The organism is Acinetobacter brisouii CIP 110357 (genome assembly GCF_000488275.1).
Classification (GTDB): domain Bacteria; phylum Pseudomonadota; class Gammaproteobacteria; order Pseudomonadales; family Moraxellaceae; genus Acinetobacter; species Acinetobacter brisouii.
Window position 1 is genome coordinate 1,991,257 of the sequence record NZ_KI530762.1, and the last position, 16,902, is coordinate 2,008,158.

The window sequence follows — 16,902 nt, forward strand, 5'->3', positions numbered from 1 at the left end:
TCGCTTAGTTGTGGGAATGGGTAGATTTAGAAAATGGTGGAGTTTGTGGATGCTGTTGATGATCAATGATGGCGAGAACCACGCCACCAATCGCTGCACCCGCAACTGCGCCCACCCATGGGGAATAGCCCAAAGAGCGCGAGACATAGACCCCGAGCATGGCAAGGTTGTTCGGTGAAAGCAGCATTAACGGTTGGGGTGGTGTGAAAGATTGATCTTCGTAGAATGTGTTGGCATCTTCATGTTGTTGATATGGCATCGTGAGTACTCCCGAGATGAAATCCTAAAAATTAGAATAAGTCTGTGGAATGACCTGTATGCGCTGTGCCACAGGTCTGGTTTCATCTGGGTGATATGTATCTGAAAATGATTGGGATGAGATGCTAATCAATTGAATTTGACAGCAATTGACCTTTACAGATGTGCAGATTATCATGCAAGGGCTGACCTACATTGTCAGTCGGTTTTGACAGACCGAAGCGTATAGCACATCAGGTTAAGCTCGTTCTGAGCATGACCCGTATGTGAAACCTTCTCGTCCCCCTTTGCGGTAGAACGGGAGGGGGACGCGTTCGCGCGTGCTGGTTCTATATGCCCAGTCTGTCAACCCCTTTTCGTTCTGCCACCATAATCAATTGACAGTGATTCGGCAGAACTTCTTATGCATATAGGAGTCGCTATGACTGTTTCTCATTTTCTCTATTCTTCTTCTGTGCAGCTCAGGCATGGCGCGTCTTCGCTTGCTTTGATTTTGTCCCCGATCTAAATCGATTCATCTTTTTTGTTTTTTATGCACATTCAGACATCCCCTGTCTGAAACGTGTGCGATAAGGAGCATCTGCATGAAGGTTTTTGCACGCCTGATTTTAATCATTGGGCTGGTGATCTGGTTAGGCCCTGCCATTCTAGGCTTCTTTGCCCTCATGGTTGTGCTGTGGGCATTGCTGTCTTTAGCTGGCTGGGACAAACCCGATGATCGTTTCTAATCACACAATACATCATAAGGAAAAGCGCCATGTCGAAGTATGCAGGCTTTTCGGTTCTCGTCTTGCTGTTCTCAGGTCTGTTGTCTGGCTGTGAAAGTAAGTCCAAGCGTGATTTCAATGCAGGCTGTCAGTCTGGTGGACAGGATCGTTCGACCTGTTCATGTGTCTATGACCGCCTAGAAAAACACTATTCCCCTGAGTTTATGGAAAAGCTGGGAGAAATGACTCCAAGCACAATGCAGTTACCTGCGGATTTCAGTGATGCCATGGTCAGTGCCGTTCAGCATTGTCAGGCACGCTAAGGAGTACAGCATGAAGAATTATCTGATTGGGTTTTATTTGATGGTGATGTTGCTGTTTTCTTTTTACCTGAAAGGATGCAGTGCCACCGCAGATCGGAGCTATATGTACAACCTCGGTAAAGCCTTGGTTTGGCCGATTTCCATGTTTAATTAATGTGAACTACAGCAGAACAAACAGGATCATCATAATGAAAAAACTATTACTTGCCTTGAGCTGTACCCTATGCAGCTTGCCTGTACTGGCAAAAACTGAACATGTCACCGTCACCATCAAAAAGATCGAAGGTTATGGAGAATCTGGGGATGCCTATACCTTTAAAGCCACTTCGGGCAAACGCTATATGGTCTATAACGCAGGAGGCAGTCAGCCGATTACTGGAGAACGCCTGATCACCCAAGCAGTCAAGACCAAACAACCGATTTGCTTACAACTCGCTGCTGATGCTTCACAGCCACGCATGGTCGATGCAGTACATGCAGGGCGTTGCAAATAAATAATTTCAACATGATTCAACTTGCTGCTGACTAATGCAATCACCCTATCCAGACCAAGATTAGGAATGAAAGGAAACAGTGGCAAGTTGATCCACCCATTAAAATGAGAATAACAATATGCCGATTACACGTCTGAGCCTGATGACAGGCTTGCTCTGCTTGATCAGCCTCACGGGTTGCCAAGAGAAAAATGCTTCTCCAACATCATCCAATCCTGAAACTGCAAGTGATGCGGCTGAAGCTTCTGCCATGGTCAATAGCAGTGTTAATGATCTGGATCAGTTTAGCCATCCAGCATCTGAGGCCACAACAACACCATCAGCACAGGAGAATCAACAAGCCTCACCATCCGACGATAACACTCAAACAGAAACTGAATCCGTTCCTGAACAGTTTGATATTCGAGTCTATCGTGCAGAATCCCAAGGGACGATGAGTGGATATATCGACAAGATCGACATTACTTCACTGAATGATCCAGCCACCACTATTACTGGGATTAAAATCAATCGTGGTAATTGTGCTCTGGTGCGCCTGTATGATGCCAAGAATATGCGTTATGGTTCAGTGGCTTTAGCCTACCCACGTTGTAAAGCAGAATCCATTCGTGAAATCAGTATTAGTACAGTGAATGGAACATCCACTTATCAGATTCGTTAATGATGATTCTGATGAAAGAAATGCCCTAAAGCCTGAATCTTTAGGGCTTCCAACTAATGTATACCTCGGCGTCGAGTCACATCAAACTGTGCTGTTCTGAAGGTATGCATTGGGTATTTTCACCCTTATTTCTTGAGATCTTAAAAAATAATCAGCAGGCTTATTTAATCGGAATCATTAAATGTTGATAAGGTGTTCCAGACCACATCACATATGGAACCGAAGTATCGGGTTGTTTATGTTTAGGATACATATCGTAAAAGCTTTGAGGTGCACCAACAATCATGATATGTGGGCCCGTTTTAATCCAATGATTGCCAGCTGTTGGTTTAGTTGCATAAGGATCAACATTACTCGCATCTGTTCCACCTGCAAGCATATACATCAACCCCACTTTTCCTGTTGGAGGAATCTTGTGCATCATCCATGCTTCTGCCCATTCCATTGAAGCTGGATCCATACACATTGGATCTGGTCCAGGTGTTGTTGGGTTATCTGGCATACAAATAAAATTATTCTGTCCCTTACGCAAAGTCTGCATATGACCTTGAGCATCAATATAAACAATAGTTGCCATTGCACTGACTTTTTTGGGTGCGGCACTCATCGCACTCGCAATCATATGCTTTTTCTGCATTGAAGCTTTCCAACTCGACATATGTTTACTATGCATTGTTTCATCTGCATAAGTCACTGATGTTGCCAGCATCACACTAGCCGCAATAATCAATACTCTGGAAAAATTCATCACACACTCCTTGTATTGTGAATAGAACCACTTCATCAATAGCGTTAAATTGACAAAACATTGAATATGCAACAATCAAATTCCATATATAGCTGCATAAAACCTGTTGAGAACAGCGAATTCTACTTTTTATTTATGACCAAAAATAAATGCGATAGAAACGCCATATTCTGATTATTTTTTATTCTTTTTTATTTTCTCGTCAACTAAATGGACGATAAAACGTAACATCTATAACAAATAAAATTATTAACACACAATAGCTTACAAACCCCAATAAGCCTTATACTTCAAAAGTTAAGTGATATATAACTTAATATTTTTGCGATATAAAAAATGATTTAAAGATTTTATATGTATTTAACGGTCTTAAAATACGATTTTCTCTTCGATTTAAACACGTTAACTCTCTTTTAAATCATCCTTAAAATTTTAATCAACCACGTGACTTTATTAGTCAAATTTATATCCAATGAGATATAAATTTTAGATGCTTGGATCCTCACAAGCCACTTTCACCTTCTTTTTTCCGAGCCCACTTCATTTCACTTAAAATCACAACGAATACCACACACAATCCACCAAGTAATGTGATAATGCCCAAACGTACTTGCCAATCGCCCAAATAGCCAGCCCAGACAGGTGTAGCTTGAGCAGAGTCAACTGAACGTTGTGCCCAATTCATGGTGAGCTGAATCGCAGCACTTGCCAAGCCCATGCCAATAGCCGTAAGGCATAACGTCCAGCTAAAAGCAGGAATATACGGTTGAGTTTATGGAAAAGCTGGGAGAAATGACTCCAAGTACAATTAGTACAGTGAATGGAACACACACTTATCAGATTCGTTAATTGGTACATAGGATGTGTAATTCCGCAAAGAAATACACATCTCTCATCGCACTAATCACCTAACTGACAACGTCTTGATCAATCGAAGACTCCGTTAGCCCTCTACGCTTAGTATTTGCAAACAATCCACGTCCAAAGCTACGCATACCCGACACACTAACTCGAAGATATTGCCTATCCTTTTCAGGATTGACCAAGTACATAGCTGCTTGTATCGCATTTTGCACTTGCTCAGGCTGATTCCGATGAATCATTCCAATCCCTAGCGTACCTTGATCTTCGAACTTCTTCTTATACTCAGGCGCATTTGAAACAAAAGCATAGCCTTTCTGATCTGTTAATGCAGACCAACAATCCCTGACCTGTAAGCCAATCCAAAAGTCATTTTGACGCTGATGCCCATTGTAAATAAGTAAAACATGGCAGTGATAACCTTTCTCCTCACCTTGTTCAATTGCCCATGTATAACCCTCTAAGTCTTTAAAACAAGTATCCTGATTCTGAACTCGGCTTAAGAAGCATTGTACATATTGATTGAATTGCTGAATGTCGACTTGATGCTGATCTTTCATCTGAATCGCTAAATCGACACGAACGAACAATAGCTTTGCATAGTGCTGGGTAAGTTGCTGTAAGTACGACTGAAGGCTACGCTGATTTCGTTTTTCCTGAGCCTTAAACCTAATGAATTGAAGTGAAGCATTCAGCTTTAAAGCGGATAGAGTATCTGCCAACCTGATGAGTTGGCTATGATCAAAGTCTTGTATTAAAACAATGTCCTGACCATTCAACATTTCATCAACAACCTTTGCTAAAGAGTAAAATATCTGAATGCATTCAGAGTATTGCAGTGTGGGTTGATAAACTGCCTTGAATTGAGGGATGAGCTGAATTAATCCATGTTTAAAGCTTTCTTCAGTGTATGCTTCATAACACATGGAGATGATGAAGTTGTCTATATCAGTCAGTACCTTAGACTCATTGAGTATTGTAATCAAACTCGTCATTAGAATTTCCTTGTTGATGATTGAACTCATATCACTAGGAAATAATTCAAGTTTTACATAGAACACTTATGTTATGTAATAAACTGATTTATATATATTTACTTAAATAAATTCATTATATTAATAACCCATTAACCAACGTTCAAAACATCCCTGTACCACATACACAAAAAATTCAGCAACTTCCCCCAGACAAGAAGATTCATGCAGAAAACCATCAAGCTAAAGTTACGTTAGCGAGTAAGTTCATTTCATGTGAGATTTTTTACTCACTGTCCCCTTACTAAAAAGCTTGACCTTTTTGTCCTGCTGATCATACAACTTAGGTAAGTAGAAATGCCGATAGGTAAAATAAGGAAGCAACTTATCCAGTAACACCTTTTTCAACTTCTTATTTTTCTTTTCAAAAACTACAAATGTTGATCTCAAGGATTCTTCAGAATTCATGAGAACATCACTTTCAAAACCCCGAGTACAAAATGGATTTGGTTCTTCACCTATTAAAGATTTCTTACCTTGATATTTTTTCCATGCATTAAGGACATCTTTTTCGAATGATTGATAGCTGAATCCATACACAAACTGCATCACAAAAATCACATCCACATATGGTGTGGGCGATTTTCTCTCCCGAATACCTTTCCGGTGTCTTTCATCCAACCAAATTAAAAAGTAGCCATTTAAGTCCTTTAAGAAGCGACTTCTTTTGTGAATTCTTAAGAACTCAGTAAAATGTTGTGAGAAGACTTCCCTTTTATTTAGAAAAGATTCGCCCTCGACATCTGCATAAAATTTAAATCTACATATCAATTGATTACCCTGAAGCAACCTATCAAAATATTTATAGGCATCTGCTGTTCTTCTTTCAAATGCGACAAAGTCATCAGGAGTATATGGAGCGATATCTTCTCCATTAAATTCTGATATACGAGCACCTATGGGGTTTACTCGATAGTGACCACGTAGCTGGTCAAGACCATATAAAACACCTACATCTTCGATTGCAGTACTGCCTCTCTGTACTAAATTTTCTCGTATGATTTTCCATAACGAGCTATTCAAAAGTTTACTGAAGCGTTGATCTAGTCTTTGATCAAGCTCTTGGATTTCATTAATCAGTTCGGGTTGTTGAAGCAATAAGTTATAGAGATAGATTAGCTGACGACCTAATCGACTTGGCTTGATCCCAATGACGATATCTTTAAATTTCTCAATGTGAAAAAACGGTTCATGATCCAGCTCCAAGAATGTATAAAAAACTTGCAAACAATAAAGGATTCCACTCTTGCATGTATGCTCATAGTTAAGTTCATAAGGAAGTTCACACAGCATCGTTTTATCGATGATCAATCTCTTTTGAATATCTTGCGACAATATATTTGTAGACCACACTTCATCAACATCAGATATAGACGACATTAATTCAGAATAGATCCTACTCATGTCCTTACCCTGTATGCCCTTTGCAGATGCTTGCAAGCCTAAAGTCCAAGGAGTTGAAACTTGCTCATGGATGAACTTTTCATAATGTTCTAATGGATAGTGATAACAAAAAAATTCATCATGTCGATAAAATGCTCCCATCGCCCAATAACAGAAATTTTCCAACTTTTTAGTGTTATCAATACGTCCGACAACTTCTGTCTCGGAAATTTGCTTAAGCACACTCCCAAAATTTTTAAAGTTAATCTGGATGCCACTAGCACTAGCTTCTGAAATACCCTGCAACTGTGTTAAGCATTGATTAACATTTGAAAGGGCTTGAATGGGATAAATTAAAATACAATTTAATAAGCAGCCGTGAAGACCATCATCTTCGAGGTTAAAAAAAACTTTAACTAAACGACCATCCGATACAATTTTTTCTTCTATTACACGCAATTCCTGAAAGAATCTACAGATATCATCTTTAGAAGTAAGGTCTCTAGGTAGCTTCAGCTGATACATTACATTCAAGGTGTACAAATGCCCATATCGCTTGAAAAGCTCAAATACCTCTTTTTGTGCTTCAAAAAGTAATTGCTGATTTTGTGTCGAGTACGAGTAGTTCAGCCCTACGTCTTTTAAACGCAACTGTTCAGTAAAAATTGAACAGAAAAGTAAACATGCCTGAATAGGAAATGATGTTATCCCAAATTCTTTATAATTTCTTAATGCTCGAAAAAACTGATTTCTTTCACGTCCTACTACTCGTTGATCGTAGATTTCTAGGCTGCGTTGATAAATTTGGAACAGCTCAAAATGAATTTGATGTTTGTAAGAAAAAATTCTCTCATCGGTCAGCCATAGAGAAAGAAATAATTCACGCATCCGTTCTGAATGGTAAGAGTCTCCTTTGAAATCACTTTCATCAATTTGTCGCTCTGCCTGACAAAACTTCTCTAACTCACATAAAGAAGTAAACAACTCAATCCAATCTTTAAAAATTGAAGTTTCCTTATTTTTCTCTTCACCCAACTCATCAACAGCGTAGGGATACTTCTTTTTCAGAATTAAAAATAAATTCTTATTACTAATAATCATTGAATCATGCATAAATACACCATAAGTAGCTGTAATTTAATTGATTAAAAATTAAATTTCTTATTTTAAAAACATATTATTCCACAAATTTCAACATATTAATATAAACATAAAATTATAAAATTCAGCAAATAAAAATGTATTAATCCAATACCGAATTAGTCTATTTTTTAACCGAATTAGGATTTTAAGTGCTGAGCTAAATTAGCTATTCAGTACAGCTATTAAGATAGACATGGCTGGCTTCTGTAACACCATAAAAGTGACAAACACAAATGAGCTACCAATTTGAGTAGTAAATTTTGAAGAGGGGTGCTTGATGATCAACCATTATTGAAATGGTCAAAGATGGTTTTATTGCAAAATGCTAGACAGCAGCAAGTTTACTTATATGAAAAAATTCAGAGAGACTCCTATAATTACTAGGACTACTTAATAGCTGTCAGATGGCTCGACTTATCCTCCAACAGAGTGCATTTTTGTAAAACCTACAACTCAAAAAATCATACCCTAGCAACATTCTGTTTTAAGGAATTACAGCTAAAATATGAGCCAAACAAAGAACACATTCAACTCAAATAATGAGCCGAATATACATTTTATTTGACTCCCACCAATAGCTTTATCAGCAGAGTTCAAAATAAATGAATGGATTTGTCAGGCAAATAATTGGACAAATTTCACATCGGAAGATGAGATCATCTCACCCGAGACCCGAAAGATTCGTCAAAAATTGGAATTCTTCTTGGGCAAGGTCAACATAATTTAGCAAAAGAACTGTTCACACTAAACACCCTAAATGACAGCCTCGACACAACATTAAAACAAATTCAACGAACATTACTCAAAAGTCAATTTTGGTAAAGACTTTCAAACCTAGATTTGCATGAAGGACAGCGTAAGGTCTTGAACCGTTTATTAGACGGTGGTGCGAATGGTTTTGAACATGGCATTAGTGCGTCTCAATATCAGAAAGTTGCTAAAGTCAGTAAAGCAACTGCCACACGCCACCTAAGAGATTTGCTAGAAAAAGAGTGTATAATTAAACTAGATGGCGGAGGACGAAATACTCGCTATCAAATCAATACCAAATTTAAAAATACCAATTAGATAGCACTTTTCTTTTTTACGGTACATTATGCGGTACAAAAATTTGTAAATTTATTTATTTCGTTATACTTCAATAACATAAATAAAAAATTCGAGTCCCGCAGACCCGCACCAATTTATAATTTATTTTGATCTTCAATTATCCAAATAACTATAAAAATAACATTAAATTCAAAAATATAGAAAACACTAAATCTATATTCGTCTTATGAACGAATACGTTTACATTACAAACCTTAAAGACTGCACCATACATGCTAACTCCCTTGCGGGAATTCAAAGCAATTGTAACAACCATTCACTAGTCAAAATTAAAGTCTGGCACTCGCTACAAATAGAAGTGAATTCAACATTAATTAATTCACTTCTATTTGCCCACTGCGTTGATAGCCATCAACATAGCACTCCAGTTGTGTGAGTGCCCAATTGACATCCTGTTCAGTCGCTTTAATTTTTTCTAGAGATTTAAAGATCGGTTGCAATTCATCTAAAGGGAAATCTTTTTCAAAAGAGCGTAAAATTCGACTATGTTCAGTCACTTCAGTATCATCCTGATCAATCAATAGCTCTTCATAGAGTTTCTCACCAGGTCTTAGTCCTGTATAATGAATCTCAATATCACCGTATGTACTTCCAGCTTCCCTAATCTGTAAACCACTCAACATCACCATCTGCCGAGCAAGATCCTGAATTCGTACTGCATCCCCCATATCCAGTAAAAATACATCTCCTCCAGTACCTAGTGCTCCCGCCTGAATCACCAATTGTGATGCTTCTGGAATCGTCATAAAGTAACGTGTCACTTCTGGATGAGTAACCGTAATTGGGCCGCCTTTACTAATTTGCTGTTTAAATAAAGGAACGACTGAACCAGATGATCCGAGAACATTACCAAAACGGACAATACTAATCTGAGTTTGATGCTGTACTTTTGCCATGGCTTGACAGTAAAGTTCAGCCATACGTTTTGAAGCTCCCATCACATTGGTTGGGCGTACTGCCTTATCAGTTGAAATCAGTACAAAGGTTTCTACCCCTTTTTTCACAGCTGCATTTACACTAAACGCTGTTCCCAATGCATTATTTTTCAAACCGGCAATCGGATTACATTCTACCAAAGGTACATGTTTGTAAGCAGCAGCATGATAAACTGTTTGCACAGCATATTGTTCAATCACCCGTTCCAGTTTACCCTGTTCTAGTACACTACCCAAAATCGGGATAATGTCACAATCACTATTTAAACGTAGCTCTTTATCAATACTATAAAGTGCAAACTCGGTTAGTTCATAAATAATCAGTTGTTTCGGCTGGTTTTTCACAATCTGACGGCACAATTCAGAACCAATTGATCCACCAGCTCCAGTTACCATCACGACTTTATCTCGGATATTTTTGGTCAGTAATGGCTGAATTGGTGGAATCGGATCACGCCCCAACAGATCAATAATATCCACTTCTCGGATATCAGTAATTTTAATATCACCATCAACCAGTTGAGTCAGGCCTGGAAGCTCAGTTATTTTTAAATGTGCTGGTTCAAGAATGTGGATAATTTCACTTTTACGCGCACGACCTACCGACGGTAATGCAATTAAAATTTCATCAATTGCATATTTTTTAAAGGTACGAGCCAATGCTTCCTGAATCGAATAAACTTTTAAACCGCCTATGATCTGTTTCTGCAAAGTACTTTTATCATCAACAAAAAACAGGGGGATATGCTCATCTGAATGCAGTAAGGCTGCCATGATTTGCTGCCCAGCAAGACCAGCACCATATATAGCAACACGTTTTTTATTCATTTTGGATTTTAGTGCCATCTGCACAATACAACGGATCAATGCACGGCTAAACCACACCCAGCCAAACATGAAAAAACCATACATCAGCGGAATAGACATGGGAATAAAGGCTGAAGTGCTATAAGCTAAAATATATAAAATGACCACCATCAAACTTACTGCAAGAGCCAACTTGGCAATAAACAGCTCACTAAAGGTACGTACAATGAAATGGTACACGCCCATGAGCAACAGACTCATAACTGAAAGTACACTGACTAGAGCCCAACTAAACGCCATACCCGGCATGACTTCGATGTTCCAATCAAAGAGCCGGATGCCATAACACATCCATAACAGAATAGGAAAAACCAATAAATCCAACAGCAATAAACCTGACTGTTTGACCTTTCTAGAAATAGATGACAACTGAATAATCGTACGTTTCACGGAAATTCCTCAACTGACTTTATGTCATTTGCTAAATAACGACATAAAGAAAATCAGTTTTTCTAATTTTATGTATTGTTATGAATGTGGGTCATTACATAATGATTTACCCACAAAATTCAAAAAAATATAAATACTATACTTGCATAGCATAAATTACCTTCTGGATAGCACTTAAGGTCTTCTCTATATTCTCAGGGCTCAAAGTCGGATGTACCAAAAACATCAGACTACTTTCACCCAACTGCTTGGCATTGATCAAACGTTGCGCTGGACGCCAAGGTGTCCCATCAAACGCATGTTCCAAGTACACTTCTGAACAAGAACCACTAAAGCAAGGCACACCTTGAGCATTAATCTCTTGCATCACACGATCACGTGACCAACCATCTGGTAATGCTTCCAAATTAATCTGAACATAGCATTTATAATATGCATGTACATAATCATCTGAAGGGATGTGAGCTTTAAAAAAAGATGATTCTTCAAATATTTTTAAAATCTTTTCTGCATTTTGAGTACGTTTTACCGTCCATTCATGCATACGGGTGAGCTGAATCCGTCCAATCACCGCCTGCATTTCTATCATGCGCCAGTTTGTACCAAAAGAGTCGTGCAGCCAGCGAAACCCTGGTGGGTGCTGCTTGTTGTAGATATTGTCATAATTCTTGCCGTGGTCTTTATACGACCACATTTTTTTCCAAAGGCTTTCGTCATTGGTCGTGACCATTCCACCTTCACCACCAGTACTCATGATCTTATCCTGACAAAACGACCATGCACCAATATGCCCGATTGAACCCGCTGATTTTCCTTTATACTTTGCTCCATGAGCCTGAGCACAATCTTCAATCACATACACCCCTTTTTCTTCGGCCAGCTGCATAATCGGATCCATATCACACATCCAACCTGCCAGATGCACACAAAGAATCGCTTTGGTATTTGGGGTTAAGACTGCTTCAATAGTGCGGCGAGAAATATTTTGCGAGTCTAGCTCAACATCGGCAAATACTGGGTTGGCACCAGCCATAACAATCGAACTCGCCGAAGCCAAAAAGGTGCGTGAAGTGACGATCACGTCATCTCCAGCTCCAATACCTAGCGCTTTCAGTGCAACATCTAGCGCTACAGTACCATTGGCCAAAGCTACCGCATATCGAGTCCCAATAAAATCGGCAAATTCTTTTTCAAACTCACGGCACTCTTGCCCAGTCCAATAATTGACTTTATTTGAAAGTAGGACTTGGGAAACGGCATCAGCTTCTTGCTGAGTAAAGCTTGGCCATGGCTCAAATGCAGTGTTTAACATCATATTTCCTAAACTAAAATTGAAGTTTATCTTTTTTCTAAAATTCGTGCGGGATTACCCACCACAGTCACACCCGGTGGCACGCTTTTGGTGACTACTGCCCCCATACCCACGATAGCACCTTTTCCAATCACTAGCGGTTTATCTGGAGTACCTTGTTTAATAACTGCACCAGTACCAATATAAGCATGATCTTCAATATGAATATTGCCGTTGCATTTTACACTCGGTGCAAAAGTCACATAATCCCCAATCACGCAATCATGCTCGACATAGCTGTATAAATTAGCATGAAAACATTTACCAATTTTAATGTTTGAGGTTATGGTGACAAAAGGGCTCAATGCAGCACCTTCCGCCATGTCAACATGATCCATAATTATGGTGTTATTGGCCTGTACTGACCATAAATGCACACCATCATTTTCTAAGCGATGTGCTATTTTTTCACGAATTTGGCTATTGGCAATAGCAATCAACACAAACTTATTAGTATATGGCAGAGCTTTAAACATATGATAATTCACAGCCGGATGCCCATTCAGTTCAGTAACTTCAGTCAAACGATCATCAATAAAGTAAATACGTGACTGAATACCTAAACGAGTAAGGTGTTCTCTAGCAACAGGCATTAAACTACGACCGCAGCCTGAAGCTCCATAAATGGCATAGATCTTAGTCATTGGTTTTGTCTACTTTTGAACCTGTGAACTTACTCATAGTTGCTTCACCTTCAGCACTGATACCATCTTTTACAACCACTTTTTTTACTGTTTGTAATAAAATTTTAATATCTAACCAAAATGACTGATGCTCAACATACCATGTATCAAGTTTAAATTTGTCTTCCCAACCAATTGTATTGCGTCCGTTGACTTGAGCATACCCTGTGATACCAGGACGGACGTTATGACGCTTTGCTTGCTCGATACTGTAAAGCGGTAAATATTCCATGAGGAGTGGACGTGGTCCAACCAAACTCATATCACCTTTGAGTACATTCCATAGCTCAGGTAACTCGTCAAGACTGGTCGCTCGTAGCTTTTTACCGAAATCGGTCAAGCGCTCACTGTCGGGCAATTGGTTACCATCGTTATCAATAGCATCCTTCATGGTACGAAACTTAATCATTTCAAACGGCTGACCACGCAAACCTGGACGAGTTTGGCGAAATAGTACAGGTGAGCCGAGATTTTTTTTGACCTTATAGGCAATCATCGCATACACAGGCGCAAGGATAATTAAAGCGAAAGCCGAAGCAATGATATCAAAGGTGCGTTTTAGCATAAATAATTACCTACTATTTTTAAGCTAAAATACTTCGATAGTAATTTAATAAATATTGTGAAGATAAATCAGCATCAAATTTTTCTTTAATTCTTTGTAGACCAAACGAAGAAATTTTTTTGAGTTCATCAGGATGATCAATACAATAAATCATTTTGTATGCTAAATCTTCTGAATTACCAACTTGAAATAAATAACCACTTTTACCATCATCAATAGCATCTGTAATACCATAGATATTAGAGCCAATAGTTGGAGTACCACAGGCAGATGCTTCTACAATCACTGTACCAAACCCTTCTCTATATGAGGGTAAACACATAATATCTGCCATTGTCATGTAGTCTTCAGGAGACTTAGTGAATCCTTGGTAAAAAATAGCGCTATCGAACAGCTTATTCTCTTGTATCATAGGTAACAGATTCTCTTCATCAGGGCCTACGATGAGTAATTTGGCTCTTGGTCGTTGATTATGAACCATATCAAAACTTTTTAATAAGTCTTTGATGCCTTTATCAGCATTTAAACGACCAATGAATAGAAATACAAAATCACCTTCTACAAAACCCAGTTTTCTTCTTAGGGTCTCTGTATTTTTTGGATAGAATTTTTGGGTATTGACACCTGAAATTGACCCTTCTCCTAATACTTGAATTTTAGATTTCACAGGAATATTCTCAGAAATCAAAAAATCCATTTGGGATTTACTATCAGCCAATAAATGCGTTGATAATCTTGCGATTGTTCTATCAATTAATTTTAATACATCTTTTTTTATACCAGTCTTATTTGCCCATATTTGCCCAGTAAAAGTATGCAATCGGATTTTTCTACCCGATAAAAAACCTGCAATCTGAGTCACAAACCCTGCTTTGGGTGTAGTTGAGTGAACAATATCAAAGTTTTCTTCTTTGAATATAGCGGTTAATTTCATGAGATTTTTAAAATCATCTATAAGAGATGGTTTTCTGTCTAAATCTAACGAAATATGTTTAACATCAGGTAAAATTATTTCATTTTTTGCAAAGTTAGCAATCAAGGTAACATCATATAATGTTTTTAAAAATTTGATATGATTTAAGTAAAATGCATTAAATGTTCCAGGCGCTGATACAATTAGAGCAATTTTAGGTTTCAAGTGTTATCTCCTTGCGCAAGGTAAGATAGGTCTCTTTGCAATTGTTGAATGTAAACATTAGGTGTTTTGGATTGAACTCGTCTTTTATGTAGCAGGCCTTCTCGCTTAATCAAAAACAATATTCTTACTATTATTTTTTTTACCAAAAACTTATTAATAAATTTTCGTTTCGTTCGCTTATCGATATATTTGCTTGGTACTTTAGATATGATATCAACTTGACTATCATAAGCTGTTAGCAATTTTTTTAACTGAATGCTTTGATCTTCACGGTAGTAATATAAAGGCTTCTCGATAAATCCAACTTTTAAATCATTTTTTAGATAAGCCATTAGCCATAATTCATAATCTTCAGCAAGTCGATTGTTCTCATTATAAGGGTTTCTGAGGAACCAATCTTTTTTTGCCATAACTGAAGCATGGATAATGCCAGTTGTACCCATAATAGCATCAGCTATACTGATGGTCTTAGGGTTTATTGTTCCACGATAGCCTACTAGAGTTAAATCGTTTTTAAGCGATAGAATTCCCGTTGAAACAAGATCTATTTCAGGATGTGCTTTTAAAAAATCAACCTGTAACTCAAGTCTTTGTGGGCTTACTATATCATCAGCATCCATACGAGCAATATATTCACCAGAAGCTTCCTTAACAATTTGATTAAGTCTAGCTGGTAATCTTTTATTTTGACCGTCAGATATTACATGAATCCTACTATCTTTTTGAGCAAATGATTTAGCAATCGCTAATGATTTATCAATTGATCCATCATCTATTAAAATAAGTTCCCAATCTTGGTAACTTTGAACTAAAATTGAATTAATAGCATCAGCTAGATATGCTTGAGCATTTAAAAAAGGAATGCCAATCGAAATTCTCATTTCTCATCACTTATATACAGAAATAAAAGCAGGGTTAATATAACTAATTATTTAATTACACACGAAAAACCTTCTGAAAAAGATATTTAACTAAGCCAAAATAATTATGCAGTATGGTTTTTTAGAATTTAGCTGCATTTATCCTACAAAATGCCTCTAGAGCATACGCACGCTTTTATCTAATTTTTGAATTAGCCAAAACGTTTAAATCATAGGATTGTAACTTCTTAACTTTTGACTAATACAAGATCTTCAGCCGGTAATTATATTTCACAAATGCTAGTATTCCAATACGTTAAACAACTTCTTTTAGAAAAAGAAGATATTTGTTAGCAATCTGACTAGCGTCTAGATCATAAATTAGAGGTGTTGTATTTTTTGATAAATAGTCTCTTAATTCACTTGAGGTCATCAACTGCTTTAAACTTTCACTAAAGGCATCAACATCATAAGTATCAATAAGCAACCCATTAATTCTACTTACTATTAAATCTTTTGGCCCAGCAGTACAATCAAAACTTACACATGGAAGACCCGCAACCAATGCTTCTGCCAAAGCATTCGGAAAACCCTCTGAAATTGATGGAAATGCAAAAATAGATGACTTGTTTAACCAATAATCAACTTCTTTTGTAGCACCTTTAAAATCCACATATGCTTTTAGATTTAGAGATTCTACCAATTTCTCTAGTTCATCTCTTAAATAACCATCTCCAAGAATAACAATCCGCCAATCTCGTTTATCTTCAATTTTAGCGAAGGCTTGAAGCAAAAAAGACTGCCCTTTTTCCTTAATCAATCTACCAACATTTAAGATTATTTGTTCTTTTTCTACATCATATTTTTGTATTTCTCTGATAGGATTTGGAATAACAAGAACATTTTCATTTCCTATCTCCTGCATAATAAATTGTTTATATTCATGAGTTTGAGCAATAATTCCCGCGGCTTTTTTATATGTATACTTTCTAAGAAAGCTATAGATTTTAGAAATATTGGCATTTGGGCTATCTCTTTCAGAAATCACTACTTTAGTGTTGGTACGATTACATGCTAATAACGTAAAAATATTGGCTTCTCGTATAAAGGTCAACACTACATCAGGTTTCTCCCTAATTATTAATTGCTGTAATTTGATTATAGTCTTAAATAGGCCAATGCTCTTTTTCACAAGACCTAAACCACCTTCATAGTTTAATCTATAAATTTTTATTGAATTATCAATAGAGTAAAAATCTTCAGATTTATTTAACAATGTAATAGATAAGTCTAAATCTTTTTCATTTACCCATATATTAGCTAATGTAGATACAACTCTTTCAGCACCGCCAGACCCTAAAGTTGGAATTACAATCATTAATTTCATTTAA

General features: G+C 37.4%; 17 protein-coding genes and 1 pseudogene. 6 read left to right on the top strand and 12 right to left on the bottom strand.

The window, feature by feature from the left end; all coding sequences use genetic code 11:
* Positions 1 to 4 precede the first annotated feature (4 nt).
* Complete coding sequence (locus P255_RS09575) at positions 5 to 259, bottom strand: hypothetical protein (RefSeq protein ID WP_004899861.1); 255 nt, start codon at positions 257 to 259, stop codon at positions 5 to 7.
* 583 nt (positions 260 to 842) lie between these two features.
* Between P255_RS09575 and P255_RS15485 the strand changes: the two genes are divergently transcribed.
* The 5 genes from P255_RS15485 (at position 843) to P255_RS09590 (ending at position 2,443) form a co-directional block, all read left to right on the top strand.
* Positions 843 to 986: a hypothetical protein gene (locus tag P255_RS15485; protein ID WP_004899858.1), complete on the top strand. Its 144-nt coding sequence runs from the start codon at positions 843 to 845 to the stop codon at positions 984 to 986.
* Positions 987 to 1,015: 29 nt separating this feature from the next.
* The gene (locus tag P255_RS09580; RefSeq protein ID WP_004899854.1) at positions 1,016 to 1,288 is read left to right on the top strand and encodes a hypothetical protein; all 273 of its coding nucleotides are present in this window, start codon (positions 1,016 to 1,018) and stop codon (positions 1,286 to 1,288) included.
* Positions 1,289 to 1,298: 10 nt separating this feature from the next.
* Positions 1,299 to 1,442: a hypothetical protein gene (locus P255_RS15490; RefSeq protein WP_167539621.1), complete on the top strand. Its 144-nt coding sequence runs from the start codon at positions 1,299 to 1,301 to the stop codon at positions 1,440 to 1,442.
* Between the two features lie 34 nt (positions 1,443 to 1,476).
* Entirely contained in the window at positions 1,477 to 1,782 is a 306-nt protein-coding gene (locus P255_RS09585; RefSeq protein ID WP_004899853.1) for a hypothetical protein, read from the top strand.
* A 118-nt stretch (positions 1,783 to 1,900) separates the two neighbouring features.
* A complete protein-coding gene (locus tag P255_RS09590) occupies positions 1,901 to 2,443 on the top strand; it encodes a superantigen-like protein SSL4 (protein WP_004899850.1) in 543 nt (180 codons plus the stop codon).
* A 160-nt stretch (positions 2,444 to 2,603) separates the two neighbouring features.
* Here P255_RS09590 and P255_RS09595 read toward each other — a convergent pair whose 3' ends face one another.
* The 4 genes from P255_RS09595 to P255_RS09610 form a co-directional block, all read right to left on the bottom strand.
* On the bottom strand, positions 2,604 to 3,191 hold the full coding sequence (locus P255_RS09595) for a hypothetical protein (protein ID WP_004899848.1): 588 nt from the start codon (positions 3,189 to 3,191) through the stop codon (positions 2,604 to 2,606).
* A 502-nt stretch (positions 3,192 to 3,693) separates the two neighbouring features.
* Complete coding sequence (locus tag P255_RS09600; protein ID WP_004899847.1) at positions 3,694 to 3,909, bottom strand: hypothetical protein; 216 nt, start codon at positions 3,907 to 3,909, stop codon at positions 3,694 to 3,696.
* 190 nt (positions 3,910 to 4,099) lie between these two features.
* Complete coding sequence (locus P255_RS09605) at positions 4,100 to 5,047, bottom strand: YagK/YfjJ domain-containing protein (protein ID WP_004899845.1); 948 nt, start codon at positions 5,045 to 5,047, stop codon at positions 4,100 to 4,102.
* A gap of 246 nt (positions 5,048 to 5,293) precedes the next feature.
* Positions 5,294 to 7,582, bottom strand: a complete 2,289-nt coding sequence (locus P255_RS09610; protein ID WP_004899843.1) for a hypothetical protein — start codon at positions 7,580 to 7,582, stop codon at positions 5,294 to 5,296.
* Positions 7,583 to 8,356: 774 nt separating this feature from the next.
* Between P255_RS09610 and P255_RS09615 the strand changes: the two are divergent.
* Positions 8,357 to 8,680, top strand: a pseudogene (locus tag P255_RS09615) (DUF4172 domain-containing protein); the annotation flags it as partial.
* A gap of 356 nt (positions 8,681 to 9,036) precedes the next feature.
* Here P255_RS09615 and P255_RS09620 read toward each other — a convergent pair.
* The 7 genes from P255_RS09620 to P255_RS09650 form a co-directional block, all read right to left on the bottom strand.
* Positions 9,037 to 10,914, bottom strand: coding sequence for a polysaccharide biosynthesis protein (locus tag P255_RS09620; RefSeq protein WP_004899836.1), 1,878 nt, complete (start codon positions 10,912 to 10,914; stop codon positions 9,037 to 9,039).
* Positions 10,915 to 11,050: 136 nt separating this feature from the next.
* On the bottom strand, positions 11,051 to 12,226 hold the full coding sequence (locus P255_RS09625) for a DegT/DnrJ/EryC1/StrS family aminotransferase (protein WP_004899834.1): 1,176 nt from the start codon (positions 12,224 to 12,226) through the stop codon (positions 11,051 to 11,053).
* A gap of 26 nt (positions 12,227 to 12,252) precedes the next feature.
* Positions 12,253 to 12,909: a NeuD/PglB/VioB family sugar acetyltransferase gene (locus P255_RS09630; protein WP_004899832.1), complete on the bottom strand. Its 657-nt coding sequence runs from the start codon at positions 12,907 to 12,909 to the stop codon at positions 12,253 to 12,255.
* Complete coding sequence (locus P255_RS09635; RefSeq protein WP_004899830.1) at positions 12,902 to 13,513, bottom strand: sugar transferase; 612 nt, start codon at positions 13,511 to 13,513, stop codon at positions 12,902 to 12,904. The genes P255_RS09630 and P255_RS09635 overlap by 8 nt, the downstream gene beginning before the upstream one ends.
* A gap of 19 nt (positions 13,514 to 13,532) precedes the next feature.
* Positions 13,533 to 14,651: a glycosyltransferase family 4 protein gene (locus P255_RS09640; RefSeq protein WP_004899826.1), complete on the bottom strand. Its 1,119-nt coding sequence runs from the start codon at positions 14,649 to 14,651 to the stop codon at positions 13,533 to 13,535.
* A complete protein-coding gene (locus P255_RS09645) occupies positions 14,648 to 15,532 on the bottom strand; it encodes a glycosyltransferase family 2 protein (RefSeq protein ID WP_004899823.1) in 885 nt (294 codons plus the stop codon). Before P255_RS09645 ends, P255_RS09640 begins: the two co-directional genes overlap by 4 nt.
* Positions 15,533 to 15,827: 295 nt before the next feature.
* The gene (locus P255_RS09650; RefSeq protein WP_004899820.1) at positions 15,828 to 16,898 is read right to left on the bottom strand and encodes a glycosyltransferase; all 1,071 of its coding nucleotides are present in this window, start codon (positions 16,896 to 16,898) and stop codon (positions 15,828 to 15,830) included.
* Positions 16,899 to 16,902: the final 4 nt, after the last annotated feature.

Bases quoted from the DNA above. Each gene is read 5' to 3' on its own strand.
- P255_RS09595 (WP_004899848.1), bottom strand. From the start codon at position 3,191: ATGAATTTTTCCAGAGTATTGATTATTGCGGCTAGTGTGATGCTGGCA.
- P255_RS09575 (WP_004899861.1), bottom strand. From the start codon at position 259: ATGCCATATCAACAACATGAAGATGCCAACACATTCTACGAAGATCAA.
- P255_RS09585 (WP_004899853.1), top strand. From the start codon at position 1,477: ATGAAAAAACTATTACTTGCCTTGAGCTGTACCCTATGCAGCTTGCCT.
- P255_RS09590 (WP_004899850.1), top strand. From the start codon at position 1,901: ATGCCGATTACACGTCTGAGCCTGATGACAGGCTTGCTCTGCTTGATC.
- P255_RS09625 (WP_004899834.1), bottom strand. From the start codon at position 12,226: ATGTTAAACACTGCATTTGAGCCATGGCCAAGCTTTACTCAGCAAGAA.
- P255_RS09610 (WP_004899843.1), bottom strand. From the start codon at position 7,582: ATGCATGATTCAATGATTATTAGTAATAAGAATTTATTTTTAATTCTG.
- P255_RS09635 (WP_004899830.1), bottom strand. From the start codon at position 13,513: ATGCTAAAACGCACCTTTGATATCATTGCTTCGGCTTTCGCTTTAATT.
- P255_RS15485 (WP_004899858.1), top strand. From the start codon at position 843: ATGAAGGTTTTTGCACGCCTGATTTTAATCATTGGGCTGGTGATCTGG.
- P255_RS15490 (WP_167539621.1), top strand. From the start codon at position 1,299: ATGAAGAATTATCTGATTGGGTTTTATTTGATGGTGATGTTGCTGTTT.
- P255_RS09600 (WP_004899847.1), bottom strand. From the start codon at position 3,909: ATGGGCTTGGCAAGTGCTGCGATTCAGCTCACCATGAATTGGGCACAA.
- P255_RS09605 (WP_004899845.1), bottom strand. From the start codon at position 5,047: ATGACGAGTTTGATTACAATACTCAATGAGTCTAAGGTACTGACTGAT.
- P255_RS09645 (WP_004899823.1), bottom strand. From the start codon at position 15,532: ATGAGAATTTCGATTGGCATTCCTTTTTTAAATGCTCAAGCATATCTA.
- P255_RS09580 (WP_004899854.1), top strand. From the start codon at position 1,016: ATGTCGAAGTATGCAGGCTTTTCGGTTCTCGTCTTGCTGTTCTCAGGT.
- P255_RS09650 (WP_004899820.1), bottom strand. From the start codon at position 16,898: ATGAAATTAATGATTGTAATTCCAACTTTAGGGTCTGGCGGTGCTGAA.
- P255_RS09630 (WP_004899832.1), bottom strand. From the start codon at position 12,909: ATGACTAAGATCTATGCCATTTATGGAGCTTCAGGCTGCGGTCGTAGT.